Source organism: Allosphingosinicella sp., assembly GCF_036403745.1.
In the GTDB taxonomy this organism is placed as follows: Bacteria; Pseudomonadota; Alphaproteobacteria; order Sphingomonadales; family Sphingomonadaceae; genus Allosphingosinicella.
In genome coordinates this window covers 43,667-69,464 of sequence record NZ_DASWQI010000092.1, presented here as the reverse complement: position 1 = coordinate 69,464, position 25,798 = coordinate 43,667, and the positions used below count along the sequence as shown (strand labels likewise).

26 protein-coding genes and 1 tRNA gene are annotated in these 25,798 nt (G+C 68.5%); 14 read left to right on the top strand and 13 right to left on the bottom strand.

Annotated elements, in window-relative coordinates:
• Nucleotides 1-46: 46 nt before the first annotated feature.
• Nucleotides 47-907, bottom strand: a complete 861-nt coding sequence (locus tag VGC56_RS17665) for a phytanoyl-CoA dioxygenase family protein (protein WP_464127003.1) — start codon at nucleotides 905-907, stop codon at nucleotides 47-49.
• 168 nt (nucleotides 908-1,075) lie between these two features.
• On the opposite strand from VGC56_RS17665, the gene VGC56_RS17660 reads away from it, so the two are divergent.
• The 5 genes from VGC56_RS17660 to VGC56_RS17640 all read left to right on the top strand — a co-directional run bounded on the left by VGC56_RS17660 (nucleotide 1,076) and on the right by VGC56_RS17640 (nucleotide 4,259).
• Nucleotides 1,076-1,375 carry a hypothetical protein gene (locus VGC56_RS17660; RefSeq protein ID WP_464127001.1) on the top strand — a complete coding sequence of 100 codons (300 nt, stop codon included), beginning with the start codon at nucleotides 1,076-1,078 and terminating at the stop codon, nucleotides 1,373-1,375.
• A 429-nt stretch (nucleotides 1,376-1,804) separates the two neighbouring features.
• Nucleotides 1,805-2,356, top strand: a complete 552-nt coding sequence (locus tag VGC56_RS17655) for a hypothetical protein (RefSeq protein ID WP_464127000.1) — start codon at nucleotides 1,805-1,807, stop codon at nucleotides 2,354-2,356.
• A gap of 291 nt (nucleotides 2,357-2,647) precedes the next feature.
• Nucleotides 2,648-2,899 (top strand): hypothetical protein, encoded by a 252-nt coding sequence (locus tag VGC56_RS17650; protein ID WP_464126999.1) that lies wholly within the window; start codon nucleotides 2,648-2,650, stop codon nucleotides 2,897-2,899.
• Nucleotides 2,900-2,925: 26 nt separating this feature from the next.
• Nucleotides 2,926-3,813, top strand: a complete 888-nt coding sequence (locus VGC56_RS17645) for an MbnB/TglH/ChrH family RiPP precursor modification enzyme (protein WP_464126997.1) — start codon at nucleotides 2,926-2,928, stop codon at nucleotides 3,811-3,813.
• The gene (locus tag VGC56_RS17640; protein ID WP_464126995.1) at nucleotides 3,807-4,259 is read left to right on the top strand and encodes a hypothetical protein; all 453 of its coding nucleotides are present in this window, start codon (nucleotides 3,807-3,809) and stop codon (nucleotides 4,257-4,259) included. Before VGC56_RS17645 ends, VGC56_RS17640 begins: the two co-directional genes overlap by 7 nt.
• Before the next feature lie 77 nt (nucleotides 4,260-4,336).
• On the opposite strand, the gene VGC56_RS17635 is transcribed toward VGC56_RS17640, so the two are convergent.
• From VGC56_RS17635 to VGC56_RS17610, 6 genes are all read right to left on the bottom strand, one after another.
• Nucleotides 4,337-4,681: a hypothetical protein gene (locus tag VGC56_RS17635; RefSeq protein ID WP_464126994.1), complete on the bottom strand. Its 345-nt coding sequence runs from the start codon at nucleotides 4,679-4,681 to the stop codon at nucleotides 4,337-4,339.
• A complete protein-coding gene (locus tag VGC56_RS17630; RefSeq protein ID WP_464126993.1) occupies nucleotides 4,678-5,064 on the bottom strand; it encodes a type II toxin-antitoxin system VapC family toxin in 387 nt (128 codons plus the stop codon). The genes VGC56_RS17635 and VGC56_RS17630 overlap by 4 nt, the downstream gene beginning before the upstream one ends.
• Complete coding sequence (locus tag VGC56_RS17625; protein ID WP_464126991.1) at nucleotides 5,061-5,300, bottom strand: type II toxin-antitoxin system Phd/YefM family antitoxin; 240 nt, start codon at nucleotides 5,298-5,300, stop codon at nucleotides 5,061-5,063. Before VGC56_RS17625 ends, VGC56_RS17630 begins: the two co-directional genes overlap by 4 nt.
• 14 nt (nucleotides 5,301-5,314) lie before the next feature.
• On the bottom strand, nucleotides 5,315-5,752 hold the full coding sequence (locus VGC56_RS17620) for a hypothetical protein (protein WP_464126990.1): 438 nt from the start codon (nucleotides 5,750-5,752) through the stop codon (nucleotides 5,315-5,317).
• A gap of 219 nt (nucleotides 5,753-5,971) precedes the next feature.
• Nucleotides 5,972-7,804, bottom strand: coding sequence for a translational GTPase TypA (gene typA, locus VGC56_RS17615; protein ID WP_464126988.1), 1,833 nt, complete (start codon nucleotides 7,802-7,804; stop codon nucleotides 5,972-5,974).
• A gap of 73 nt (nucleotides 7,805-7,877) precedes the next feature.
• Nucleotides 7,878-8,291, bottom strand: a complete 414-nt coding sequence (locus VGC56_RS17610; RefSeq protein ID WP_464126987.1) for a DUF423 domain-containing protein — start codon at nucleotides 8,289-8,291, stop codon at nucleotides 7,878-7,880.
• Between the two features lie 128 nt (nucleotides 8,292-8,419).
• Here VGC56_RS17610 and VGC56_RS17605 point away from each other — a divergent pair, with 128 nt between their 5' ends.
• Nucleotides 8,420-8,794: a JAB domain-containing protein gene (locus VGC56_RS17605; protein WP_464126986.1), complete on the top strand. Its 375-nt coding sequence runs from the start codon at nucleotides 8,420-8,422 to the stop codon at nucleotides 8,792-8,794.
• An 8-nt stretch (nucleotides 8,795-8,802) separates the two neighbouring features.
• Here VGC56_RS17605 and VGC56_RS17600 read toward each other — a convergent pair whose 3' ends face one another.
• From VGC56_RS17600 to VGC56_RS17585, 4 genes are all read right to left on the bottom strand, one after another.
• Complete coding sequence (locus tag VGC56_RS17600; protein ID WP_464126984.1) at nucleotides 8,803-9,555, bottom strand: class I SAM-dependent methyltransferase; 753 nt, start codon at nucleotides 9,553-9,555, stop codon at nucleotides 8,803-8,805.
• The gene (gene prfB / locus VGC56_RS17595; RefSeq protein ID WP_464126982.1) at nucleotides 9,545-10,672 is read right to left on the bottom strand and encodes a peptide chain release factor 2; all 1,128 of its coding nucleotides are present in this window, start codon (nucleotides 10,670-10,672) and stop codon (nucleotides 9,545-9,547) included. Before prfB ends, VGC56_RS17600 begins: the two co-directional genes overlap by 11 nt.
• A gap of 110 nt (nucleotides 10,673-10,782) precedes the next feature.
• A complete protein-coding gene (locus VGC56_RS17590) occupies nucleotides 10,783-13,374 on the bottom strand; it encodes a penicillin-binding protein 1A (protein WP_464126981.1) in 2,592 nt (863 codons plus the stop codon).
• 207 nt (nucleotides 13,375-13,581) lie between these two features.
• On the bottom strand, nucleotides 13,582-14,442 hold the full coding sequence (locus VGC56_RS17585; RefSeq protein ID WP_464126979.1) for an N-acetylmuramoyl-L-alanine amidase family protein: 861 nt from the start codon (nucleotides 14,440-14,442) through the stop codon (nucleotides 13,582-13,584).
• 426 nt (nucleotides 14,443-14,868) lie between these two features.
• On the opposite strand from VGC56_RS17585, the gene VGC56_RS17580 reads away from it, so the two are divergent.
• The 4 genes from VGC56_RS17580 to VGC56_RS17565 all read left to right on the top strand — a co-directional run bounded on the left by VGC56_RS17580 (nucleotide 14,869) and on the right by VGC56_RS17565 (nucleotide 20,435).
• Nucleotides 14,869-17,445: an Rne/Rng family ribonuclease gene (locus tag VGC56_RS17580; protein ID WP_464126978.1), complete on the top strand. Its 2,577-nt coding sequence runs from the start codon at nucleotides 14,869-14,871 to the stop codon at nucleotides 17,443-17,445.
• Nucleotides 17,446-17,533: 88 nt separating this feature from the next.
• Nucleotides 17,534-18,922: a M48 family metalloprotease gene (locus tag VGC56_RS17575; protein WP_464126977.1), complete on the top strand. Its 1,389-nt coding sequence runs from the start codon at nucleotides 17,534-17,536 to the stop codon at nucleotides 18,920-18,922.
• The gene (locus VGC56_RS17570; protein ID WP_464126976.1) at nucleotides 18,912-19,631 is read left to right on the top strand and encodes a DsbA family protein; all 720 of its coding nucleotides are present in this window, start codon (nucleotides 18,912-18,914) and stop codon (nucleotides 19,629-19,631) included. Before VGC56_RS17575 ends, VGC56_RS17570 begins: the two co-directional genes overlap by 11 nt.
• Nucleotides 19,632-19,715: 84 nt before the next feature.
• Nucleotides 19,716-20,435, top strand: coding sequence for a hypothetical protein (locus VGC56_RS17565; protein WP_464126975.1), 720 nt, complete (start codon nucleotides 19,716-19,718; stop codon nucleotides 20,433-20,435).
• Nucleotides 20,436-20,498: 63 nt separating this feature from the next.
• On the opposite strand, the gene VGC56_RS17560 is transcribed toward VGC56_RS17565, so the two are convergent.
• Complete coding sequence (locus VGC56_RS17560) at nucleotides 20,499-20,648, bottom strand: lmo0937 family membrane protein (protein WP_464126974.1); 150 nt, start codon at nucleotides 20,646-20,648, stop codon at nucleotides 20,499-20,501.
• Nucleotides 20,649-20,860: 212 nt separating this feature from the next.
• On the opposite strand from VGC56_RS17560, the gene VGC56_RS17555 reads away from it, so the two are divergent.
• From VGC56_RS17555 to VGC56_RS17540, 4 genes are all read left to right on the top strand, one after another.
• Nucleotides 20,861-21,346, top strand: a complete 486-nt coding sequence (locus VGC56_RS17555) for a hypothetical protein (RefSeq protein ID WP_464126972.1) — start codon at nucleotides 20,861-20,863, stop codon at nucleotides 21,344-21,346.
• Between the two features lie 84 nt (nucleotides 21,347-21,430).
• Nucleotides 21,431-23,368 (top strand): 1-deoxy-D-xylulose-5-phosphate synthase, encoded by a 1,938-nt coding sequence (gene dxs, locus VGC56_RS17550; RefSeq protein ID WP_464126970.1) that lies wholly within the window; start codon nucleotides 21,431-21,433, stop codon nucleotides 23,366-23,368.
• 180 nt (nucleotides 23,369-23,548) lie between these two features.
• Nucleotides 23,549-23,622, top strand: a tRNA-Gln gene (locus VGC56_RS17545).
• 119 nt (nucleotides 23,623-23,741) lie between these two features.
• On the top strand, nucleotides 23,742-25,439 hold the full coding sequence (locus tag VGC56_RS17540) for an aspartyl protease family protein (RefSeq protein ID WP_464126968.1): 1,698 nt from the start codon (nucleotides 23,742-23,744) through the stop codon (nucleotides 25,437-25,439).
• An 87-nt stretch (nucleotides 25,440-25,526) separates the two neighbouring features.
• Here VGC56_RS17540 and VGC56_RS17535 read toward each other — a convergent pair whose 3' ends face one another.
• Nucleotides 25,527-25,775, bottom strand: a complete 249-nt coding sequence (locus VGC56_RS17535) for a hypothetical protein (protein ID WP_464126966.1) — start codon at nucleotides 25,773-25,775, stop codon at nucleotides 25,527-25,529.
• Nucleotides 25,776-25,798 lie beyond the last annotated feature (23 nt).

The window sequence follows — 25,798 nt, the reverse complement described above, 5'->3', positions numbered from 1 at the left end:
CCGCTTGCACCCCTGATCCCGCCGCCGTGGAGAATCGGTGCAGGCCTCAGACGAAGTGCGGCTCGCCCCGCTCGCGCAGCGCCTCGTAATGGACCAGGGCCGGCTCGGGCCCGAGCGGCACCGGCCGCCCGCCGCGGAACGCCCATTCGCCGCGGTCGCAATCCTCGGCGCGGACATAGCCGTTAATGTAGAGCCGCCGCCGGTGCGCGGCGCGGTTGGTTCCCGAGCCGTGGACGAGATACGGGCTCCAGAGCGCGAGGTCGCCCGGCTCCATCACCACGTCGACGGCGTCCGCCGCGCGCAGCCCCACCGCCTCCAGCGCCTGGTCGCGCATCGCCGTGCCGAGCACGTCCTCGGGCTCTTCGAGGGGCAGCGTGCCCCACAAGTGGCTGCCCGGCACGAAGCGCAGACATCCGGCCTCCGGCGTGTGCGGATCGAGCGCCAGCCCGGTCTGCACATAAGCGTCGCCGAGGTTGCGATAGGCACGCTCCGGCTTCCTGAACCGCGAATCCTGGTGCCAGGCGAAGTCCCCCGCCGATCCTCGCGCCTTCCAGTGGATCTGGTTGATGATCTGCTTCAGGTCGCCACCGATCAGCGGCGCGAGGATCGACGCGAACCGCCGGTCGAGCCGCACCGCGTTGAGCCCCGCCTGGTGATAGGACGGCCATTGCACCATCTGCACGACCGCGCCGGCCCCCTCCCCGACGCCGCCGGCATTTTGGCCGATCCGGTAGAAGAGGTTGCCGTGCCGGAAGCTGCGCCCGAGCCGCAGCCCTTCGTCATGCACCTGCTCCGCCGCCGCCCCGATCGCCGCCACCTCATCGGCCGCGAAGATGCCGCGCAGGATCACGAACCCGTTGCGCCGGTACGCGGCGACATAGTCCCGGTCCGAAGCGTGACTGGTCATCACAATCTCCTCACCCCTGCGCAGAGCCTACACCCAAGCCGTTGAAAGGTCACGCACTTGTGCCGCTGCTGGCGCGCCTCGCCGCGATTGCTCGGGACCCTGGCGCCGACCTGGCCGTTATGCCGTCAGCCCGCGGCGCTTCACGACCGCGAAACAGGAGGAGAGAGCATGCGTATCATCTTGCTGGCCGGCGCGGTCCTCGCGCTCGGCGCCTGCAGCGGCGGCAACCAGGCGAACAACAGCGCGGCGGACACCATGTCCGACACCGGCAATTCAGGCATGATCGTCGACCCGGCCGGCCCGGGGAACATGGGCGACGCCGCCATGTCCGGCGGCAACATGACCGACCAGAACGGCTCCGTCAGCGCCGCCACCGGCAACGGCGCTGCCGACGCGCACACCAAGGCGCTGATGAAGAAGGACGCCAAGACCCACGACCACGACACCAACCTCGCGAACGGGATCTAGCGCTATGTCCCCGAGCGTAGCGACGCCGGCGGCATAGCCGCCGCCGGAGCAGCGCGAAGAGAGGACATGAGCCGGCCAGCCTGCGCAAGGCGACAGGACTGACGTCACGGAATTCAGTTCCGTGACGGCCCCGCGCGAGCGCCCGAGCGAAGGGTTCCCATCAAAGTAGTACTTTGATGGGGCCCGCAGCGACGCCGGCGTGAAACGCCGCCGGAGCAGCGCGAAGAGAGCGCGAGCGCCGGCCAGCCTGCGCGGCTAGCGAAAGCGAGCGGCGACAGGACTGACGTCACGGAATTCAGTTCCGTGACGGCCCGCGCACGCGTTCGAGAACAAGGCCGCCCGGGCGTTTAAGGATCGGACCGAGCCGACGGCCGCACCGGCGTCTAAGCCGCCGTGCAAGCGCCTCCCGTCGCCGCTAAGACATGGCGCATGGAACGGCTGCCGGGATTCACCAGCGACGCGCTCGACGACGCGCAGGACCGCTACGGCCTCCGCTTCCCGCCCGACCTCGTCGAACTTCTGCGCGAGCGGCGGCTGGATGCGCGCTACGACTGGGCTGCCGAATGCCCGGCGATCCGCCGCATGCTCGAATGGCCTTTCGACATGCTTCAATTCGACATCGAGAACGGTTTGTGGTGGCCCGACTGGGGCGAGCGGCCCACAACGGCCGAGCGCCGCGGGGAGGTGCTGCGCGCCGCCCTCGCCGCGGCGCCGAAGCTTATCCCGCTCTACGTGCACCGCTTCCTGCCGGAGACGCCCGCGTCTCCCGGCAACCCGGTCTTCTCGATGCATGGCTTCGACACGATCGTCTACGGAGCGAACCTGTCGGCCTATGTCGAGAAAGAGTTCGATTGGACGTGGGGCGAACCGGCTGCCGTGCCGGCGCCCGTCCCCTTCTGGTCCGGCTTCATCGCGCCTTTCGACGAGGCCTATGCCTATTATGCAGCCGCTGCAGCCGAGTCAGACCGCCACGGTGGGTGAAGCCGCGGGCGCGGGCTCGGCGCCCGGCCCATCCGCCAGAGCCCCCTTTCGCGTGTGCCGAGAAAGTCGATGACGAGGCGTAGGCTGCCGTAAATCGGTAATGGGTCCAGGGCTTTACGCGCATAGGTCATGGTAAGACCAAGGTCTGTCCGTCGATACTTGTGTTGTTTGCTAATCCATGTAATATTTTGCCAATCAAGCAGTGCTTTTCTTTCATCGCGTGCAGAACGAATCGCACTCTTGAGCCGCGCCTTAGTGTCCACTTCTAGAAGAGAAAAGGAACACGATACCATGGCAACGACATCTGCAGCAGCCCGCTCCGCCAAAATATCCTTTGGCTCGAAGACGGATTCGCGGGGCGTTCACGTCGCCTATCCCGGCAAGTTGTCCCGTGACGATCTCGGCCGGATCGAAAAGGTGCTTATCGATGAGGTCATTCATGGGCTGACCGGCTGCACCTGTCTTTCCGGCGTGATTCCGGTCATCTGGGAGCCGCAGTACGATAAGGTCATCCAGGTCAATCTCGCGACCGCGCGAGACTGATGACGGAGGCGAGGCCGCTGGTCGGGTTGCTCTACAACCCGGCCGTGCCCGCGGTGCTCGACGCCGCGGGCGAGCTGGTCGATTATGTCGAGGTCATTCCGGACCGGCTCTGGTACGATTTCGGTGCCGATGCGGCCGACCGGTTTGCGCATGTCCATGGTGCGATCGCAACGCTGCGAAGGCATGCCGAACGCCATGTCCTGACAGGGCATGGCATCGGCCTGTCACTGCCCAGCGCGATGCCCCTCGACGAAGCCATGCTCGACCAGGTGGCCGCATCGCACCGCTGCCTCGATTACCGCTGGTACAGCGAGCATCTGAGCATGTTCCTGACGCCCGACGGGAGCATCCCCGATGCCCAGGCCGGCATGGGCCTGCCGATGGTGCACGATTCGGAGACCCTGGAAATCGTCGGCCAGAAGGTGCGCCGGCTACAGGATGCCCTCGATCGCCCGATCCTTCTGGAGAATGGTACGATATTCTCGGCCATCCCGGATCCGGAGATGAGCGAGCCGGAGTTCATGAACAGGCTGCACGCCCAAACCGGCTGCGGGATGCTGCTCGATCTTCACAATCTCTATGCGAACACGCTCAACCTCGGCTGGAGCGCGGACGAGTATCTGCGCGCGATCGATCCGGACGTCGTTATCGAGATCCACCTAGCGGGCGGCGACTGGCTTCGGTCCCACTATACGGATTCCCATTCGCGCCGGACGCCCGGGCCGGTCTGGGAGTGGCTGACGGAGTGGGGCCCGCGCTTCCCCAACCTTGCGGCGATCACGTTCGAATACCACGAATCCTATCACAGCCGGATCGGCATGGACGGCGTCATCGAGGAGCTGGAGGCCATGCACGCCTGCGCGTCCCGCATTGCGCAGGCGCGCGCGGCCGAGCCCGCTCTGGCCTTATGCTAGCGTCCTTCCAGCGCGCGCTGACCGAGCTCACCGCATCGCCCGCTTTGTGCAGCGCCGCACGGGCCGATCCGGACCTTCTGGCGCGCCGCTACACGCTCACCGAGATCGAGGCCCGGCGGCTGAACGGGATCGTCCGGAGCGCCGGAATGGAAGCGAACTGCATGCTGTACCGCGCCAACCGCCTTGCGCCGGTGGCCCTCAATTGCCCCGATCTTTGCGCCTCGCTCGGCGAGGAGCTCAACGGGCTGATCTCGCAATATTGGGAGACCGAGCCCACGGCGCATGTGAACTTCTTCGTCGAAACGGATCGCTTCTGCCGCTTCCTCCTGGCGCGCGGCGATTTGGCCGCCGGCTCCGCGGAAGCCCTGGAGCGCGAGCACTCCGTACTGTTGGCCCGACTGAGCGCGAGCCGGGAGATGGCCGGACGCAACGCCTTCGCCGACTGAGGCGAAAGTCTTGTAAGGTCCCCCGCACCGCCCTCGAGATTGTACACGAAGACGTGCCGGATTGGGGTTGATGACCGTCACCGCGGCGGCCCCATGTCGAGGTCCTTCGGCGCCTCCTCGATTGCCGTGACGGTGAAGCCGAGCTCCCGTACGATCCGCCGCGCGGTCGCCAGGCAGGCGGGGCGGACATTGGGCTCGTGATAGATGATGATGCCGTCCGCGCGATCAAACCCATCCTTCAGGTCCTTGCGGAACTGCCGGGCATCGAACAGCACGTCGCCGGTCATGAAGACGCATCGCTTCGAGGACATGCCGACGAAGGTGACATAGCTCTCAGGGGCTCGCGCCGGCGCAGGCGCCTGCTCCACTGGGGGCGAGGGCGCCATTGCAACGATTGCTGCCGTCAAGAAGGGCAACGTCACCACACCCGCTCCACGCCAAAGCCATCGAACACTGCCTCGTTCGAAACCAAGGGCACCCGCTCCACCCGCGCCTGGGCGATGAGCAGGCGGTCGAACGGGTCCTTGTGCTCGATCGCAAGCAGGCCTGCTTCTCGGGCATGGGCGAAACCGAGCGGCAGCAGGGTACAGGCGCTTTCCTGCAGCACCTCCTCGAACCGGTTCACCAGCGCCGCGAAGCCGGGCAGCTTGCCGAGCCTATGCTTCAGGCAAATCTCGTAGACACTCACGGCGCTGACGATCTTCTCTACCGCCGGATCCGCAATCGCCTCCGCCGCCCGCCGGGACAGGCGCGGGTTGGCCTCCACCGCCCAGAGGAAGGCGTGCGTGTCGAGAAGCAGCCTCAATCGGCGCCGTTCCAGCGCGCCAGCTCTTCCTCCGGGAGAGGATCGTAGAAGCTGTCGTCGAACGCCACCTGCCCCTTGAGCAGCCCGAGCAGCGGCTTGTTCTTCGGCGGCGCCTCGCGGACCAGGCGGACCACCGGCTCCTTGTTGCGCGCGATCACCACCTCCTCCCCCGCCAGCACCTTCTCGATAAGGCGGGAGAGGTGGGTCTTGGCTTCGTGGACGCTGACGATGGTCATTGAAGTATCTTAGTCTATCCGTTGACTAAGCTCAAGAGTTCGTCGCCGTCCGCCAGCCAAGCCGCGCGCACGGCGATGTAGGCATCGCACTGCCACTCAGCGTAGCCAAGCAGCCGCCCCTCCTCCCGCTCGTGCGCATCCGAACATGTCTCGGACAGACGCAGCGCGATCAAGGCGTCGATCCGCGACTCCTCCCCCGGCAACGCGTACATGATCGTGTGCCAGCCAAGGAGATGCGGGCCACGCGAATTGTCCGGCTCGACATACTCGGCTTTGAAGAAGCGTCCCACCTCCACGTGCCGGTCGAACATCCTCAGGTAACGGAGCACCGCGTCAGGGAAGAAGCCGTAGCCGTCACTGAAGACTGCGAGCGGCTTCTCGGCCCGCAGCATCATGCCGAGTTCGTGCCCTATATGCAGGCGATAGGGAAGGTCGTTCGGCGCGCGCGGCATCCGCGCAGGCTACCATCCCTGCGCCTCCGCGTCTCCGCGCGAACCACCTTCCACCGCAAGCGACGTAACGAACTGAATTCGTGACGTCGATCAGGCTCGCTCGCGCGACCTGCCGGCCGGCGCAAGCCGTCTCTACGCGCCGCTCCGGCAGCGGTCTCCGCCGGCGTCGCTGCGGGCCCCATCAAAGTAGTACTTTGATGGGAACCCTGCGCTCGGCGGCTACGCAGCTTCCGCCTTACGGCTCGCCCGCTTGCGCTCGTGCGGATCCAGGTGCCGCTTCCTCAACCGGATCGCCTTCGGCGTAACCTCGACCAGCTCGTCGTCCTGGATGTAGGCGATCGCCTGCTCCAGCGTCAGCCGCCGCGGCGGGGTCAGGCGGATGCTCTCGTCCTTCGGACCGGAGGCGCGGAAGTTGGTGAGCTGCTTGGACTTGAGGGGGTTCACCTCCAAATCCTGCGGCTTGGCGTTCTCGCCGATGATCATGCCTTCGTAGAGCTTCTCGCCGGGCGAGATGAAGAGCACCCCGCGCTCTTCCAGCATGTTCAGGGCATAGGCCACCGCCTCGCCCTGCTCCATCGAGATGAGGACGCCGTTCTGGCGGCCCGAGATCGGGCCCTTATAGGGGCCGTATTTCTCGAACAGGCGGTTCATGATGCCGGTGCCGCGCGTGTCGGAGAGGAACTCGCCGTGATAGCCGATGAGGCCGCGGCTCGGCGCGCTGAACGTCAGCCGGGTCTTGCCGCCGCCGGACGGGCGCATGTCGGTCATCTCGCCTTTCCTCAGCGCCATCTTCTCGACGACGGTGCCGGAATGCTCGTCGTCGACGTCGATCACGACCGTCTCATAGGGCTCCTCGCGGCCCGACGGACCGTCGCGGAACAGCACGCGGGGGCGGGAGATGGAGAGCTCGAAGCCTTCGCGCCGCATCGTCTCGATGAGCACGCCGAGCTGCAATTCGCCGCGGCCGGCGACTTCGAACGCGTCCTTCTCCTGGCTTTCGGTGAGGCGGATCGAGACGTTGGTCTCGGCCTCGCGCTCCAGCCGGTCGCGGATGACGCGGCTCTGCACCTTGTCGCCCTCGCGGCCGGCATAGGGGCTGTCGTTGACCGCGAAGCTCATCGCCAGCGTCGGCGGGTCGATGGGGCGGGCGGCGATCGGCCGGGTGACGGCGGGCTCGCAGATCGTGTTGGAGACGGTCGCCTTGGTGAGGCCGGCGATGGCGACGATGTCGCCCGCCTGCGCGGTCTCGACCGGCACCCGTTCCAACCCGCGGTAGGCGAAGACTTTGGTGGCGCGGCCGGCTTCGACGTCCTTGCCGTCGACGTCGAGGGCCTTGATCGGCGCGTTGACGTTGAGCCGGCCGCTCTCGATGCGGCCGGTGAGGATGCGGCCGAGGAACGGATCGCGGTCGAGCAGCACGCCGATCATGCGGAACGGGCCGTCGGGATTGGCGTCGGGGGCGGGGACGTGGCTGACGATGGTCTCGAACATCGGCGTCAGGTCGCCGGTGCGGACGTCGTCGCTGAGGCCCGCATAGCCGGCGCGGCCGGAGGCGTAGAGAACGGGGAAGTCGAGCTGCTCGTCCGAGGCGTCGAGGCTGAGGAAGAGCTCGAAACATTCGTCCAGGACTTCGGCCGGGCGGGCGTCGGGGCGGTCGATCTTGTTGACGACGACGATTGGGCGGAGGCCCAGCGCCAGCGCCTTGCCGGTGACGAACTTGGTCTGCGGCATCGGCCCCTCGGCGGCGTCCACCAGAAGGATCACCCCATCGACCATCGACAGGATACGCTCCACCTCGGCGCCAAAATCGGCGTGGCCGGGCGTGTCGACGATGTTGATGTGCGTGGTCTCGCCGTCATGCTCCCACTCGACGGAGGTGCATTTGGCGAGGATGGTGATCCCCCGCTCCTTTTCCAGGTCGTTGGAATCCATCGCGCGCTCTTCCACGCGCTGGTTGTCGCGGAAGGTGCCGGACTGGCGGAACAGCTGGTCGACGAGGGTCGTCTTTCCATGATCCACGTGCGCGATGATCGCCACGTTGCGGAGGCTCATTTCGATTTTCCTGAATTGGAGTTCGCCCGCGCCCATAGCCGCGAACCGGCGGGCTGGCTAGGCCTGCCCTGGCTTAGACTTGGGAGCGCCAGGCCCGAAAGGCAAGCAGCGCCCACCCCGCGATCATCGCCAGGCCGCCCAAAGGGGTGACGGCGCCGAGCCAGCGCGGGCCTCCGAGCGCCATTGCGTAGAGGGTGGCGGCGAACAGGGTTGCACCCCCGCCGAGCAGCCATGCCGACAAGCGCAGGAAGCGAAGGCCCGAGGCGCCGAGCGCAACGAGGGCAAGGCCGTGCGCCATCTGATACTGGACGCCGGTCTGCCACCAGCCGAGCTGCTCCGGGGCGAGGCGGGCGCGCAAGGCATGGATGGCAAAGGCGCCGAGCGCGACGGCGCTGCCCGCGAGGAGGCTTCCGGCGGCCAGGACGAGTCGCCGCCGCGGAGGGGGATGTGCGCCAGCGCTTTCCTCAGTTTGGACCGACGATCTCAAAGGCCGCCTCCCCTGGTACGGACAGTGCGGGATCGACCAAGCACCCAACACCAATACCTCCGAAACGAAGTCCGAAACGGCGGCGACGTCACGCGCGGCCCGGGAGCAGCGGTGGCAAGACCGACGCGATGCGGATCGCCACCCTCGACGACGCCACCGCCCTCCTCGCGCCGTTCCTCGCCGGGGCGGAGGAGGAGCGGGTGCTGGCGGTCCATCTCGACGGCGACCGCATGCTGCTCGCCGTCACGTTCGAACAAGCGGGCAGCCGCGACGACGTTGCCCTGCCTTTGCGCTCGATCGCCGCCGCCGCGCTCCGCCTCCAAGCCGCCGCAATCATCGTCGCCCACAACCATCCGAGCGGCGACCCCGCGCCGAGCGCCGCCGACAGGGACGCGACCCGTCGCCTCGCCGACGTGCTGCGCCCGCTCGGCATCCGCCTCCTCGATCACATCGTCTTCGCCGACGGCGAAAGCCGCAGCATGGCGGCGATGGGGCTGCTCTAGGCCGGCCTCTAGCCGCAGGTCGGGATACCCGCCGGCGCCGGCTTGGGCGCGCTCGCCTCGAACTGGGCGAAATAGGCGTCGTCGGTCAGCCGCTCGAAGCGGGTGAGGCCGTAGCCGATCGCCGCGAACTCGCAGATGAGGAGCTTGGGCGGCGTGCCGTGGCGGTCGGTCGGCCGGTCGGCGTCGACCACCACCACCCGCCCGCCGGGCTTCAGCGCGTCGCGCACGTGCCAGAGGAATTCGCTCGGCCGCTCGATCTCGTGATACATGTGGATCATGAAGATGCGGTCGAACGAATGTCCGGGGAGCAACGGATCGTTCTCCTTGCCGAGCCGCACCGCGACATTGTCGAGCTTCTCGCGCTGGACGCGGGCGGCGAGGTTGTCGCGGGTCTGCGGCACGATGTCCTCCGCCAGCACCCGTCCCTGCCGGCCGACGAGCGGCGCCAGCCGGACGGTATAATAACCCTCGCCGGCGCCGATGTCGGCGACGTACATGCCCGCCGCGAGGTCGGCGAGCTTCATCACCGTCTGCGCTTCCTTGACGCTGTCGCGCGCATCCTCGTTCGAATAGCGCGGCGAGACGATCGGCGAGACCGGCCGGCGCGGCAGCGGGAAGGGATCCTCGGGCGCGCTCTTCGCGCAGGCCCCGAGGCCAAGCGCCGCGGCGAGGGGGAGCAGGACGGCAAAGCGCCGACGCGAGGCCCCTCCCCTCGCCGGAGAGCAGGTATCGAGCGAGGCTGCGGCCGCCCTAATCGACATCTTCCACGTCCACCTTCTCGCCCGTCACCCGCTGGGACAAAGCGGCGGCCATGAAGCGGTCGAGGTCGCCGTCGAGCACGTCGGACGGCGCGGTGGAAGTCACGCCGGTGCGCAGATCCTTCACCAGCTGGTACGGCTGGAGGACGTAGGAGCGGATCTGGTGGCCCCAGCCGATGTCGGTCTTGGTGGCGTTCTGGGCATTGGCCTCCGCCTCGCGGCGCTGCAGCTCCGCCTCGTAGAGCTTTGCGCGCAGCTGGCTGAACGCTTCGGCCTTGTTTTTGTGCTGCGAGCGCTGGCTCTGGCTCTGGACGACGATGCCGGTCGGCAAATGGGTGATGCGGACCGCCGAATCGGTGGTGTTGATGTGCTGCCCGCCGGCGCCCGACGCGCGATAGGTGTCGATCCGGAGCTCGCTCTCGTTCACCTCGATGTCGATATTGTCGTCGACCACCGGATAGACCCAGACCGAGGCGAAGCTGGTGTGGCGCCGCGCCGAGCTGTCATAGGGGCTGATCCGCACCAGCCGGTGCACGCCGCTCTCGGTCTTGGCATAGCCGTAGGCGTTCTCGCCCTTGATCAGCAAAGTCGCCGACTTGATCCCCGCCTGCTCGCCGGCGTGGAAATCGATCAGCTCGACCTTCATGCCGTGGCGCTCGGCCCAGCGCGTGTACATGCGCTGCAACATGCCGGCCCAGTCGTTCGACTCGGTGCCGCCGGCACCGGAATTGATCTCGACATAAGTGTCGTTGGCGTCGGCCTCGCCGGCGAGCAGCGCCTTGACCTTGTCCTGCTCGGCGCGCTCGGCAAGCTCCGCCAGCGACGCGACGGCATCGTCGACGAGGCCGTCGTCGCCTTCCGCCTCGGCCATCTCGGCGAGCTCGACCGTATCGCTGAGCTCACGCTCGATGCCGCGGGTGGCGGCGATCGCCTCGTCGAGGCGGCGGCGCTCGCGCATCACCTCCTGGGCCTGGCGTGGGTCGTTCCAAAGCGCCTGGTCCTCGACCCGCGCGTTCAGCTCGTCGAGCCGCGCCAGCGCGCGGTCCCAATCGAGGAACCGGCGGAGCAAGGCGAGTGCCGACTGGACCTGGTCGACATAGGCTTGCGCTTCTGCGCGCATTCTCTTCCTTTCGTCGCCCCGCTGAACGCGCGGAGCGTTTCTTCGTCACCCCGGCGAAAGCTGGGGTCTCGTGGAGACCCGCCGCGACCTCTCGACGGGATGACGGGGACCTAGTGAATCGGACCTTGGTCTTGCAAGCCGTTGCTCGGCGGAGGCGCGGGCGGCGGGGTGGCGGCGGGAGCCGGCGCGGCCGCGTTCGAACTGGCCGCAGCAGCAGCCGCTGCAGGCCGCCGCGCCCTCGGCTTCGCCGCCGCCGCTGGTGCCCCTTCCGCCGTCCCCAGCAGTTCCTCGCGCCGCAGGCTGCGCCGCGGCTCGCTCTCCGGCTTGAACGCTTCCCAGATCACGGCGGCCTTGGGATCGTCGGTCGGCCAGGCGCCGAACACCTTCTGGCCCGAGCGCCGGTCGATCCGCACCATGCGGATGCCGGCCGGCGCGCGGAACGGGATCACCGGCGCGTCCTTGTAGGCGACCTGCGCCCATTGCTTGAAGATCGGCGCGGCGAGCGTGCCGCCCTGGGCATAGCCGCCCATCGGCTTGGGATGGTCGAAGCCCATATAGACGCCGGCGACGAGCTCGGACGAACCGCCGATGAACCAGACGTTGGTCGGCCCCGAGGTCGTGCCGGTCTTGCCGAACAGCGGCCGGTTCAAATCGCGCAGCACCGTCGCGGTGCCGCGCTGGACGACGCCCTCGAGGATGTGGACCATCTGATAGGCGGTCATCGGGTCGACGATCTGCTTGGTGCGAAGCGGCGGGCGCGGCATCGGCCTGCCGTCCCAGTCCTTGGCGTTGCAGCCCTCGCACGGCCTTGTGTCGGCGCGGAAGACGAGCTTGCCGTTCCTGTCCTGGATATAGTCGATGAGGCTCGGCTTCACCGCCCGGCCGTTGTTGGCGAGGATGGCGAAGGCGTTGACCATCCGCATCGGCGTCGTCTCGCCCGCGCCCAGCGCGACGGCGAGATAATTGGGATATTCGCCGACGCCTAATTCCTTCGCGCGGCGGGTCACCTTGTCCATGCCGATCGTGTTGGCGGTCCGGACCGTCATCAGGTTGCGCGATTGCTCGACGCCCCAGCGCATCGTCTGCGGGCCGGCATTGCCCCCCGAGAAGTTGCGGAAGCATTTGTTGCCGAGCCCCGCGCCCTGCCAGATGCAGAAAGGCCCGTCGACGATGATCGAGGCCGGCGTCATGCCGTTGTCCAGTGCGGCGGAATAGACGACGGGCTTGAAGGTCGAGCCCGGCTGGCGCTGCGCCTGGGTGGCGCGGTTGAAGGCGCTTTCGCGAAGGTCCCAGCCGCCCTGCATCGCCACCACCCGGCCCGACGCGACCTCCTCCGCGACGAACGCCCCGCGCACCGCGGGGATAGATTTCAGCTGCCAGTCCGCCCCATTCTTCTTGACCGCGACGACCATGCCGGGCCGCAGCGCGTCGAACGCGGCGGTGCCGGTCCCCTGCTTGGGCTGCGAGGCGCCGTAGGAGGGCAGGCTGCCCTTGCTGCCGTCGACGAAGCCCAGGGTCGCGACGCTGCCCGCCTTGTCGAGCACCACCGCGGGCCTCCAGTCGGGATAGCCGGTGCCGAACGGCGCCGCGGCGAGCTCGCTGCGCCAGTCGCCGCTCACATCGACGGTCAGGCCGGAATCGCGCCAGCCATGGCCGTTGTCGTAGCGCACCAGCCCGTCGCGCAGCGCCTGTTCGGCCGCATGCTGCTTCTCCGGGTCGACCGAGGAGCGGATCCACAGCCCGCCCGTATAGACGCCGTTCGCGCCTTTCTCCGTGCCCTCGCCATATTTATCGATCAGCTGGCGCCGCAGCTCTTCCATGAAATAGCCGCCGATATTGTGGACGCTCTCTTTGGGGCCGCTGACCGCGCCGAGCGGCGCCGCCTGCGCCTCGGCGCGCTGGGCGGCGGTGATGAAGCCATTGACCTCCATCTCGTGCAGCACCCAGTTGCGGCGGGCGAGCGCGCGGTCGGGCCGCACGTCGGGATCGTAATTGTTCGGGCCCTTCGGCAGGATGGCGAGATACGCCATTTGCGGCAGCGAAAGCTGGTCGACGTCCTTGTCGAAATAGGCCCGCGCCGCCGCCTGCACGCCATAGGCGTTGCGGCCGAGGAATATCTGGTTGAGGTAGATTTCGAGGATCTGCTGCTTGGTCAGCACATTCTCGATGCGGCGGGCGAGGAACGCCTCCTTGATCTTGCGGGTGATCGAATATTCGTTGCCGACGAGGAGGTTCTTGGCGACCTGCTGGGTGATGGTCGAGCCGCCGCGGGCGCGGGTGCCGGATCCCACCTTCTTCACATAGTCGCCGACTGCGGCGACGAGCCCCGGATAATCGATGCCGTGGTGGCTGAAGAAGGTCTTGTCCTCGGCCGACAGGAAGGCGTTGATCAGCGGCTTGGGATATTCGTCGAACGACAATTGCACCCGCCGCTCGCGGGCGAAGCTCTGCACCGGCTGGCCATTGATGTCGCGCACCTGCGTCGGCAGCGGCGGCTGGTAGGTGAGCAGCGTCTCGGCCGACGGCAGACCGCGGGCAAAGATCAGCCACAACAGGAAATAGAGGATGAAGGGGATGGCCAGCAGGATCGCCACCACCTTGACCCAGCGCCGCCGCCACGCCCGCCGCACGAACCCGCCCGCCCGGCTCCCGGCGTCGCGATAGAGGGTGAGGCGGGTGGGGGTTGCGGTGTCGGCAGTCATCTCAGGGAGGCTCTAGCCGATGCGCGGCGGGGGGTGAAGCACCTAGGGAGACGTGAAGCACCAGTCCTCCCTGTCCGCGAAGCGGATGGGGAGGGGGACCGCCCCGCAGGGCGGTGGAGGGGCCTGGCGGCGCGGGTAGGCCCCTCCACCGCGTTTCACGCGGTTCCCCTCCCCATCGCTGCGCGACGGGGAGGATTGAGTGGATTCTCAATGCGCCGCCGTCACCCCATACCGCCGCCTTGCGAAGTGCGTCTCGATCGCGCTGCGCATGCCCGCGGCGATCTGCTTCCGCCCCTCCGCGCTCTCAATATAAGCCGCATCCCCGGGGTTCGTGAGATAGCCCGTCTCGAACAGGATCGACGGAACGTCCGGCGCCTTCAGCACCACCAAAGACGCGAAGCGGTGATAGTCGGAGCGGAAGGGGAAGTAGGCCGACGCCTCGCGCTTCAGCAGATTGGCGAAGTCGGCCGAGACTTCCATGCTCTCCCGCTGGGCCAGATCGATGAGGATGCGGTTGACCCCGGCCCCGGCGCCCGCCGGGGCCCCGGCCAGCGCATCGGCGCCGTTCTGGGCCTGGGCCAACTGCGCGGCCTCCTTGTCGGAGGCGACTTCGGAGAGGGTGTAGATGGTCGCACCCCGCGCGCCGTCGCCCTGCGGCGCGGCATCGGCGTGGATCGAGATGAACAATTGCGCCCCCATCCGCCGGGCGATCTCGTAGCGGTCCTTCAGGACGAGGAAGCGGTCGTCCTCGCGAGTCATCGCGACGCGGACCCGGCCGGAAGCGGCGAGCGAATCCTTGATCGCGGCGGCGACGGCGAGGGTGACGTCCTTCTCGCGCCGGTCGCCGAACGGCGAGATGGCGCCGGGGTCGTGGCCGCCATGGCCTGGATCGAGGACGACCAGGGGACGCGAGGCATCGCGGCTGCCGTAGATCGTCGGCAGCGGCGCGGCGGGTCCCGCCTTGGCCTTGTCGAGATCGATGGTGACGCCGTCCTCATGCCCGCCGCCGCGGCCGTTGCAGGCCGCGAGGAGGAGGGCGAGAAAGAGAGGGAGAACGAGGCGCGGCACCCTGCTATGTGGCGTCCGCACGTGCCCGCGGTCCAGCCGAAAAGCGTGCCGCCTTACCCTTTGCCGGTTGCCGCTGGCGGGGTGCGGTGCTAGCGATCATGATCGGCATCAAGTTGAAGGATCGTCCGATCCTCCTCATCTTGGCCGTGAAGACAAGCGCCGGCGCCGTTCGCGCCGGACACCAAGGTTGACGCTGCATGAGTTTTTTCACCCCCGTATCGCTCCGCCTCCCATCCGGGACCGGCGCTGCGTCGGGGGCATTGCGGCCCGCGCTTCTCGCCGGGCGGCTCGTTGCAGCAGAGGCGAACATATTCTTTTCAACCCGGACATCGAAGGCGCGCGCCGCACAGGCCGCGCCTTCATGCCTTTTCGAGCGCGCGCATCGCCGGCCCCACAGGACGGCACGGCGCGCGTGGAGACTGTTCAATGACAATGCGCATGCTGATCGACGCGCGCCACCAGGAAGAAACCCGGGTGGCCGTGGTCAAGGGAAACCGGATCGAGGAGCTTGATTTCGAATCCGCCGAGCACAAGCAGCTCAAGGGGAATATCTATCTCGCCAAGGTGATGAGGGTCGAACCCTCGCTGCAGGCGGCGTTCGTGGATTATGGCGGGAACCGGCACGGCTTCCTCGCTTTCTCGGAAATCCACCCCGATTATTACCAGATCCCGCGCGAGGACCGCGAGGCCCTGCTCCGCGAGGAAGCCGAGCATGCGGCCGAGGAAGAGCGCCTGCGCGCCGCCGACGACGCGCGTTACGACGATGACGATCATGATGAGGACGATCGTCACGACGACGACGCGCACCATGATGACGACGATCATCACGACGACGATCATCACGACGATCACCATGACGACGGCGGCCATGGCGAAGAAGCCTATGACGATGCCGGCGACGAGGGTGAGCATGCCGAGGGCGAAGAGAATGGCGAGGATGCCGCGCCCCGCAAGTCCCGCGGTGGCCGCGCGCCCGAGGAGAATGCCGCCGACGAGCTGCGCCGCAAGCGCCAGAATCTCCGCCGCCGCTACAAGATCCAGGACGTCATCCGGCGCCGCCAGGTGCTGCTCGTCCAGGTCGTCAAGGAAGAGCGCGGCAACAAGGGCGCGGCGCTCACCACCTATCTGAGCCTGGCCGGCCGCTATTGCGTGCTGATGCCGAACACGACCCATGGCGGCGGCATCAGCCGCAAGATCTCGAACGGCGCCGACCGCAAGCGCCTGAAGCAGATCATGGCCGATCTCTCGCTGCCGACGAGCATGAGCTGCATCGTGCGGACCGCGGGCCTCAGCCGCACCAAGGTCGAGATCAAGCGCGATTTCGACTATCTCGCCCGCCTCTGGGACGAGATCCGCGAGCGCACGCTGAAGAGCGAGGCGCCGGCTTTGATCTACGGCGACAGCGACCTCATCAAGCGGGCAATCCGCGACATCTACAATCGCGACATCGACGAGGTGATCGTCGAGGGCGAGGAGGGCTACAAGGCCGCCCGCTCGTTCATGAAGCTCTTGATGCCGAGCCATGTCCGGCGGGTCGCGAACTACGTCGATCCGGTGCCGCTCTTCCAGCGTTTCGGCGTCGAGGACCAGCTCGGGGCGATGTACCAGCCGGTCGTCCAGCTGAAGTCCGGCGGCTACCTGGTCATCAACCCGACCGAGGCTTTGGTCTCGATCGACATCAACTCCGGCCGCTCGACCCGCGAGCACAATATCGAGCAGACCGCCTACGCGACCAACATCGAGGCCGCGAACGAGATCGCCCGCCAGCTGCGCCTGCGCGACATGGCGGGCCTGGTCGTCATCGACTTCATCGACATGGAGTCGAACGGCCACATCCGTAAGGTCGAAAAGGCGATGAAGGACGCCTTGAAGAACGACCGCGCCCGCATCCAGGTCGGCCGCATCTCGTCCTTCGGCCTGATGGAAATGAGCCGCCAGCGCCTGCGCACCGGCGTGCTCGAAGCCTCGACCCGCCCCTGCCCGCATTGCGACGGCTCCGGCCTCATGCGCACCGCGGCTTCCTCGGGCCTCTCGGCGCTCCGCATGATCGAGGACGAAGCGGCCCGCGGCCGCGGCAGCCGCATCATCCTGCGCGCCGGCCGCGAGGCGGCGATCTACGTCCTCAATCGCAAGCGCACCGAGATTGGCGAGATCGAGGATCGCTACGGCGTCCTGGTGGAAGTGCTGATCGAGGAGAGCTTCGAAGGCGCCCGCATGGCCGTCGAGTCGCTCGGCCCGCCGCCGGTTCAGCGTCCCCGCATCGCCCCGGCCGCCGCGGAGCCCGAGGTCGACGAGGAGGATCTCGCCGACGAGGTCTTCGACGAGGAAGAGGACGAAGAAGAAGAGGAAGCCGAAGAGGCTCCCCGCGAAGCGCGTGAGCCGAGGTCGCCGCGCGGCGACCGTCCCGAGCGCGGCGAGGAAGACCGTAACGGCCGCAAGCGGCGCCGCCGCCGCGGCCGCCGCGGTGGCCGCCGCAGGGGTCCCGACGGCGAGGAGCTGCCCGAGGGTTCGCACGAGCAAGGCCACGACGAGGCCGCCGACTCCGAGCCGGCCGAGGCTGCGGAGCCGGCTCCCGTGACCGAAGTCGCCGAGGCGGCGCCGGTTGCGGAGGCCGAGACGGGCGACGAGAAGCCGAAGGCCCGCCGCCGCCCCCGCGCCCGCCGCAAGGGTGCCGACGAGGCGCCTGCCGAGGCGCCCGTCGAGGCGGCACCGGAAGCCGCCCCGGCCCCCGCGCCGGAGCCGGAGCCCGAGCCCGAACCGGTCGCCGAAGCCGCCGAAGCGCCGGCCAAGCCCAAGCGTACGCGCCGCAAGAAGGCCGACGCGGAAGCGCCTGCCGCCGCGGAGCCCGCTCCGGCCGCCGAAGCCGGTCCCGAGGCGCCCGCACCCGCGGCCGCCAACGATACGGGCGACAACGGCGGTGCGGCCGCCGATGCCGGTGCCGGCGACGGCCAACCCAGCGGACCGCGCCGCAGCGGCTGGTGGCAGCGCACCTTCGGAGCCTGAGCCATGCCAAGAGCCGGACGTGAGCGGGAAGGGTTCGCCCCAGCCGCGCTCATGTCCGGTTCACGGCTCCTCCGCCACGGAGGCGCGCATGGCTGACGCATCGCGACGCATTCGCCGGCTCGGTGCCTTCGCCGCGCGGCTCCTCCTCGTGCTGATTCTGAGCTTCGCGGTCGCCGTGCGGCCGGCGATGGCGCAGGAAATCCTGCGCGACGCCGAGACCGAGAGCTGGTTCCGCGACATCGCCCGTCCGATAATCGCCGCGGCGGGACTGCGGCCGGAGAACGTCTCGATCGTCCTCCTCCACGATAATTCGATCAACGCATTCGTGGCGGGCGGCCAGGTCGTCTACATCCACTCCGGCCTGCTCGCGGCGGCGGACAACAGCAACCAGGTCCAGGGCGTCATCGCCCACGAGCTCGGACACATCACCGGCGGCCACGTCATCCGCATGGGGGAAGGCGCCAAGGTCGCGACCGGCATCATGCTGCTCTCGCTGCTGCTCGGCGCCGCGGCGATGGCAGCGGGATCGGGCGACGCCGGCGCCGGCATCATGCAGGCGGGGCAGCAGGCGGCGATGGGGAAGTTCCTCGCCTTCAGCCGTGTCCAGGAGAGCACCGCCGACGCGGCCGGCGTCTCCTTCCTTTCCAAGGCCGGGATCAGCGGCCGCGGCAGCCTCGCCTTCTTCAAGAAGATCCAGAACCAGGAATATCGCTACGCCATCCCGCAGGACGACGCCTACGCCCGCACCCATCCGCTGAGCCAGGACCGCATCGCCTTCCTCGAGCACAGCTACACCACCGATCCGGCCTGGAACGCCAAGACCGACCCCGCCCTCGACGCCCGCTTCCAGCGCATCAAGGCGAAGCTCTCCGGCTTCGTCCAGGACCCCAAGCAAACCCTGGTGCTCTATCCCGAGAGCAACAAGAGCGAGCCGGCGCGCTATGCCCGCGCCTACGCCTGGCACAAGAGCGCCTATCCTGAGAAAGCGCTTGGCGAGGCCGACTTCCTGGTCGGCGCCCACCCGACGGACCCCTTCTACCTCGAGCTCAAGGGCCAGATCCTCCTGGAGTCCGGCCATCCGCAGGAGGCGCTCGAATCGCTGCGCCGCGCCGTCGCCAGCGCGCCGGAGCAGCCGCTTATCGCCGCCTTGCTCGGCCACGCCCTCATCGCCACCGACGACCGCAAGAATTACGACGAGGCGAAGAAGGTGCTGCGCGCCGCCATCGGCCGCGACAATTCCAACCCCTTCGCGTGGTACCAGCTCGGCATCGTCTACGACCGGGAGGGCGACGAAGGCCGCGCCGCGCTCGCCACCGCCGAGCGCTACAATCTCGAAGGCCAGGCCAAGCTCGCGCTCGCCAATGCCGAGCTGGCGATGAACGCGATCCCCAACGGCAGCGCCGACTGGCTGCGCGCGCAGGACATCGCGATGGTTTCGAAGAGCGCCGTCGACAAGGCCAAGAAGCATGGCAAATGAGGCGCCGCCGCGCGGCGGTTCCCTCAGCGGCTGGAAGGGTGCGCTTGTCGCCGCCGGGATCGGCATCCTGATCGGCGGCGGCGCGATGATGGCCGCCTCCGGCCATTTCGTCCGCTCCTATCTGCTCGAACATCCCGAAGTGCTTCCCGAGGCGATCGACCGGCTCCACGCCCGTGAGGCGTCGCAGCTGGTCGTCGCCAACCGCGCCGCCATCGAGACTCCCTTCGCCGGCGCCTGGGCCGGCGCGAAGGACGGCGACGTCACGCTCGTCGAATTCTTCGATTATGCCTGCACCTTCTGCCGGCGCAGCAATGCCGACGTCGACCGCCTGCTCAAGGAAGACCCTAAGCTCAAGGTGGTGTGGCGCGAATGGCCGGTGCTCGGCCCGGACAGCGAGGCGGCGGCGCGCGCCAGCCTCGCCGCCGCGCAGGCGGGCAAGTTCCGCCCCTTCCACGACAGCCTCTACGCCGCCGGCCGCCCGACCCCGGAAGCGCTCCAGAAGGCGCAGGCGGCGTTCGGCATCGCGCCCCTCACCCCCGATGCGGCAAAGGCGGAGCTCGGCAAGAATTACCAGCTCGCCAACACGCTGCGGGCCAGCGGCACGCCGACCTTCGTCGTCGGCGACCGCATCTTCCAGGGCGCCGTCGGCTACGACGCGCTGAAGGGCGCCATCGCCGAAGCGCGCCGCGGCGGGTCCTCGGCCGGCTGACGCCGGCCGCAATCGGCCAGCGCGAAAATCGGTGATTTCCTTAGCGGCAGCGAGCCCTTAGCCTCCCCGGAAAAGGGGGAAGCAATGGAAGTTCACCGGCCCAAGCCCGCCCATGGCTGGCGCATGTTCTTTGGCGAGGTCGGCATCATCGTCCTCGGCGTCCTCATCGCGTTGGTCGCCGAGCAGACGGTGCGCGCGCTCGAATGGCGCCACAAGGTCCATGCCGCCGAAGCGGCGATGGCGGCCGAGCTGCGCGACGACGACGGCCCCCAGGCCTATGCGCGCGCCGCAATGCACGACTGCCTGCAGCAGGAGCTCGACGCGATCCGAGCCGCCGTGGAGACCGGCGCGCCTCGGGCCGAGGTGCTGCGCCGGCTGTATGCTTACAAGGTGAGCTTCTGGACTTGGGATTCGCTCGCCTACACCGCGGCGATGAACGGCGAGCTTTCCACCCATATGGAGACGGAGGCGCTCTCCGGCTGGACTTCGGCTTATGCGACGATGCCGGCGCTCGACCGCGCCAACCAGAAGGAATTCGCCGACACCGCCGAGCTGCACGCCCTGAGCCGCACCGGCGGCGCCCTCACGGAGGCCGAGCGCCAGGGACTGCTGCACGCCGTGGAGACCCTGCGCCGCGACGATCTCACCATCATGTCGGCGGTGCGAGTGATGCTGCCCGCAATCGCCAAGACAGGCGTGCACCTCAAGGTCGAGGACCGGCGGCGGATGCTCAAGATGGTGCGGGGCACGCATCCCGGCTGCCACGTCCAACCGCCGGAAGCCCACGCCGCAAACGCGGCCTGAGCTTCTCTTTGGAGGGAGGCCGGAAGCGGAAGCGCCCACGGCGCCCCCGCTCCCAAACCCAGTCTAGACCGCGCGGCGGCCGGTGACGAAGTGGATGATGACCGCGATCACCGCGACGACGAGCAGGATGTGGATGAGACCGCCGCCCACGTGGAATGCAAGGAAGCCGAGCAGCCACAGGACGATCAGGATTCCGGCAATGATTGCAAGCATGACACTGTTCTCCATCGCCGCGACCGGAATGGCCGCGGTACGGCAAAGCCAAGGCGAGAAACGATACGGCCCTGACACGGTTCCGGAGCTTGTTTCCGAGCGGTAACGTTTCTCGGCGAGGGAGGCCGGAAGTCGAGTTATTCTCGCGACTTGCCCGGCTCGCACAATCGGGATAAAGTTGCGGCCCAGGGACGATCTGGGGGGATTCGGCGGTGTCCGAGACACTTTTGTACAATCTTGGCGCGAACGGAACGGCCGCGAAGGCCTCGCTGACCCCGGCGCCGGGCCATGCCGTGCAGGTCGGCCATTTCGAATTCATCTTCGGCGAGTCGGGCGGTCTCGCGGATGCGGCGGTCGTCGACACCGACACCATGACCCTGCTCCCCGGCGGGGCCGAGGATTGGCTGCAGGACGCGCACAATTTTACCGGCGATCTCGGCGCCACGGCCGACGAGATCCGCGCCGCGCTGACCGCCGGCGCCGCCAAAAGCGCCAGCCACGACAATGACGCCGTGACGCCGCAGGGCGCCGAAGCGCATCTGGCAACCCTCGGCGAGACCAAGGTCCTGGCGCTCGACGTCGCCGCCGTCTTCGCCAATGCCGAGACGGCGCACGGCGTCGATCTCGACGCGCTGCTCGCGGGGGTCAATCCGATCCTCCACCCGACGCTCGACGCGATCCACCCCGCCATCGCCTGATCGGGCGCGGCGCCGCCGGCGCCGCACCGATCCTGCACTTTTTCCTCATTCGACAAGTATTTCGCTTTGGAGTAGCGCGGCGCTGTGACTGCGACCGACCTCAAGAGCCCGCCGACGCCGCTCCTCGACACCGCATCGACGCCCGCCGAGCTCCGCCGGTTGAAGCCGTCGCAGCTGCGCCAGCTTTCCGATGAACTGCGCGCCGAGATGATCTCGGCCGTGTCGGTGACCGGCGGCCATCTCGGCGCCGGCCTCGGCGTCGTCGAGCTGACCGTCGCGCTCCATTACGTCTTCGAGACGCCGCGCGACCGGCTGATCTGGGACGTCGGCCACCAGGCCTATCCCCACAAGATCCTGACCGGCCGCCGCGACCGCATCCGCACCCTGCGGCAGGGCGGCGGCCTCTCCGGCTTCACCAGGCGCAGCGAGAGCGAATACGATCCGTTCGGCGCCGCCCACAGCTCGACCTCGATCTCAGCCGCGCTCGGGTTTGCGGTGGCGAACAAGCTCTCCGGCGCGCCGGGCAAGGCGATCGCCGTCATCGGCGACGGCGCCATGTCCGCCGGCATGGCCTATGAGGCGATGAATAATGCCGAGGCCGCCGGCAACCGGCTGGTCGTCGTCTTGAACGACAACGACATGTCGATTGCGCCGCCGGTGGGCGGCCTCTCCCACTATCTCGCGCGCCTGGTTTCCAGCCCCAAATACCTGACCGTCCGCCATCTCGCCCAGCGCTTCGCCCGCAAGCTGCCGCGCCGCCTCCACAATCTCGCCCGCAAGATGGAGGAATTCGGCCGCGGCCTCGCCACCGGCGGCACCCTCTTCGAGGAACTGGGCTTCTATTATGTCGGCCCGGTCGACGGCCACAATGTCGAGCGGCTGGTCGACATTTTCGAGAATGTCCGCGACGCCGGCGAGGGGCCGATGCTCGTCCATGTCGTCACGAAAAAGGGCAAGGGCTACGGCCCGGCCGAGGCGGCGGCCGACAAATATCACGGCGTCCAGAAGTTCGACGTCGTCTCCGGCGTCCAGGACAAGGCCGCGGCGGGGCCGCCCTCCTATACCGGAATATTCGCCCAGGCGCTGACCGCGGAGGCCGCGCGCGACGACAGGATCGTGGCGATCACCGCCGCGATGCCGTCTGGCACCGGCCTCGACAAGTTCGGCGCCCAGTTCCCGGACCGCATGTTCGACGTCGGCATCGCCGAGCAGCATGCCGTCACCTTCGCCGCCGGCCTCGCCGCGCAGGGCTACCGCCCGTTCGTCGCCATCTACTCGACCTTCCTGCAGCGCGCCTACGACCAGGTCGTGCACGACGTCGCGATCCAGAACCTGCCCGTGCGCTTCGCGATGGACCGTGCCGGCCTGGTCGGCGCCGACGGCGCGACCCACGCCGGCAGCTTCGATCTGGCCTATCTCGGCACGCTGCCCAATTTCACGGTGATGGCCGCCGCCGACGAGGCGGAGCTCGTCCACATGGTCCACACCATGGCGCTCCACGATAGCGGCCCGATCGCGGTGCGCTACCCGCGCGGCAACGGCACCGGAATCGCCCTCCCCGCCGCGCCCGAGCGGCTGGAGATCGGCAAGGGCCGGATGATGCGCGAAGGCAAGAAGGTCGCCATCCTTTCGCTCGGCACCCGCCTCGAGGAAGCGCTCAAGGCCGCCGACATCCTCGAGGCGCGTGGCCTCTCGACCAGCGTCGCCGACCTGCGCTTCGCCAAGCCGCTAGACGAAGCCCTCATCCGCCGCCTCCTCACCACCCACGAAGTCGCGGTGACGGTGGAGGAAGCCGCGATCGGCGGCCTCGGCGCCCACATCCTCACCATGGCCAGCGACCACGCCCTCATCGACGCCGGCCTCAAGCTGCGCACCATGCGCCTCCCCGACAGTTTCCAGGACCAGGACAAGCCGGAAAGGCAGATCGCCGAAGCCGGCCTCGACGCCCGCGGCATCGTCGACACGGTCCTGAAGGCCCTGCGCCACAACAGCGCCGGCGTCGTCGAAGGCGCGCGGGCTTAGCCGCGGAGGGGACTGCCTATTGGCTGTCCCCGCCCACGCCGCGCCCCGGGAGGGGACTGCCTATTGGCTGTCCCCGTTCAGACGCCGCAGGGGACAGTCAGATAGACTGTCCCCGCAACTGTCCCCACCCTTGACCACCCTTGACCGGCTCCGCCCTCCGGCCTATCTCGCCGGCCGCACTGCCCGATCGTCTAATGGTAAGACTACGGACTCTGAATCCGTCAATCGAGGTTCGAATCCTCGTCGGGCATCCACTTTTTCTCCGCCAGGCCGAGCCCCGCAATTGCACTGCGCCCGCAGGGGCTTGCCCGCCGCCGCGGCTTGCGCGAGAAGTCGCCCGCCCGCCGCGCCCAACGGCGGCCGTGGAGGCGACATGAAGGCTCTGAAGCGCATTGCGGCGCTCGCCGCGCTGGCATCGCTCCCCGCTGCGGCCGAGGCCGCCTGCAAGATCGACAAGCTCGCCGAGCTGCCGGTGACGATGACGAGCGGCTACAAGCCGATGGTCAGCGCCAGGATCGACGGCATGGACGCCCAGTTCATCGCCGACAGCGGCGCCTTTTACAGCCTCATCTCGCCAGGCGTCGCGGCGGCGGCCGGCCTCCACACCTATGCCGCGCCGCACAATTTCCGCCTGAGCGGCATCGGCGGCGAGACCAATGCCTCGGTCGCCAAGGTCAAGGACTTCACCCTCGCCGGCCTGCCGATCCACAATATCGAGTTCCTGGTCGGCGGGACGGACTTCGGCAATGCCGGCCTGATCGGCCAGAACGTCCTCGGCCTCGCCGACGTCGAATACGACCTGCCGCACGGCGCGATCCGCCTGATGCGATCGCACGATTGCGGCGGTTCCGACAATTTGGCCTATTGGGTGGACAAGGGCGGCATCTTCTCGATGATGAAGATCATGTCCCTCACCGAGGCGCGCTTCCACACCGTGGGCACCGTCACCGTCAACGGCCAGGCGCTGCGGGCCGGCTTCGACACCGGCGCCGGCCGCACCATGCTGACCCGCAAGGCGGCGGCACGGCTGGGGGTGAAGCCGGACAGCCCGGGCGTGATCGAGGCCGGCGCCTCGCACGGGCTCGGCCGCCGCATCGCCCGCTCGTGGATCGCGCCGTTCCAGAGCATCAGGATCGGCGACGAGGAGATCCGCAACATCCGCCTGTTCATCGCCGACACCGAGCTTGGCGAGGCCGACATGCTGATCGGCGCCGATTTTTTCATCTCGCACCGCGTCTATGTCGACAACGCGGCGCACCGCATCTTCTTCACCTACACGGGCGGCAAGGTGTTCGACAGCAACGCCCATCGCGACGGCGAGAAGCCTGCTGCGGCGGCGGCCGAGGGCGCGCCGGCGGCAGCGGCGGCGCAGCCGGCCGCCGAGGCAGGCGCCCCCACCGACGCGGACGGGTTCAGCCGGCGTGGCGGCGTCTATCTCGCCCAGCGTGACTTCCCCCGCGCCATCGCCGACTTCACCCGCGCCGTCGAGCTTGCGCCCAAGGAGCCGCGTTTCCTGATCGAGCGCGCCGAAGCCTATGTGCGCAGCGGCCGCCGCGCCCTCGGCCTCGCCGACCTCGACCGGGCACTGGCGATCGCCCCGACCTCCGTCGGGGCTCGCATTCACCGCGCGCAGATGCGCCTCTCCGCCGACCGGGCGGGCGCGCAGGCCGACGCCGACGCGGCCGGCGCCGCCATCGTCGGGCCGGTGAACGAGCGCCTCGCCCTCGCGAACCTCTATCTGGCGCTCGACGCCTACGACCGTGCCATCGCGCAGCTCGACCCGTGGATCGCCGCACATCCCGACGACGTCGCCCTGCCCGTCGCGCTCAACGACCGCTGCTGGGCCCGCACCCTCGCCGGCAAGGAGCTCGACAGGGCTCTGTCAGACTGCAACGCGGCGCTCCGCCGCCGGCCGAAGACGCCCGCTTACCTCGGCAATCGCGGCCTCGTGCGGCTGCGCATGGGCGACTATGACCGGGCCATCGAGGATTTCGACGCCGCGCTTGGCGCCAATCCCGCTCTACCCTGGGCCTCTACGGACGCGGCATCGCCCGCCGCCACAAGGGCCTGACGGCCGAGGCGGAGGCGGACCTCAAGGCCGCCGCCGCCGCCCGCCCGCAGCTCGCCGAGCGGGCCCGCAAGGCCGGCATCGACTAACTCAGCGCCGAAGCGCGCCGATCCCGCTGCGCACGACGGCCGGTGCCGGACAGCCGCCGACGTGGCGGTCGACCGCGAGATAGTGCCGCGCCGGCGGCAGCGCGCCCAGCTTCTGCGGCTGCGCCTTGTACACGGACGGCGCGGCGTAGGTGATCCCCGGGTTGCGGCACTGCGCCGGTGCGGACACAGGGTGCGCGCCGGCCGGAACGGCCGTCGCAGCGGCGAGGGACAGGAGAAGCATGGCGGGCATCGGACACCTCCTTCAGCACTCTT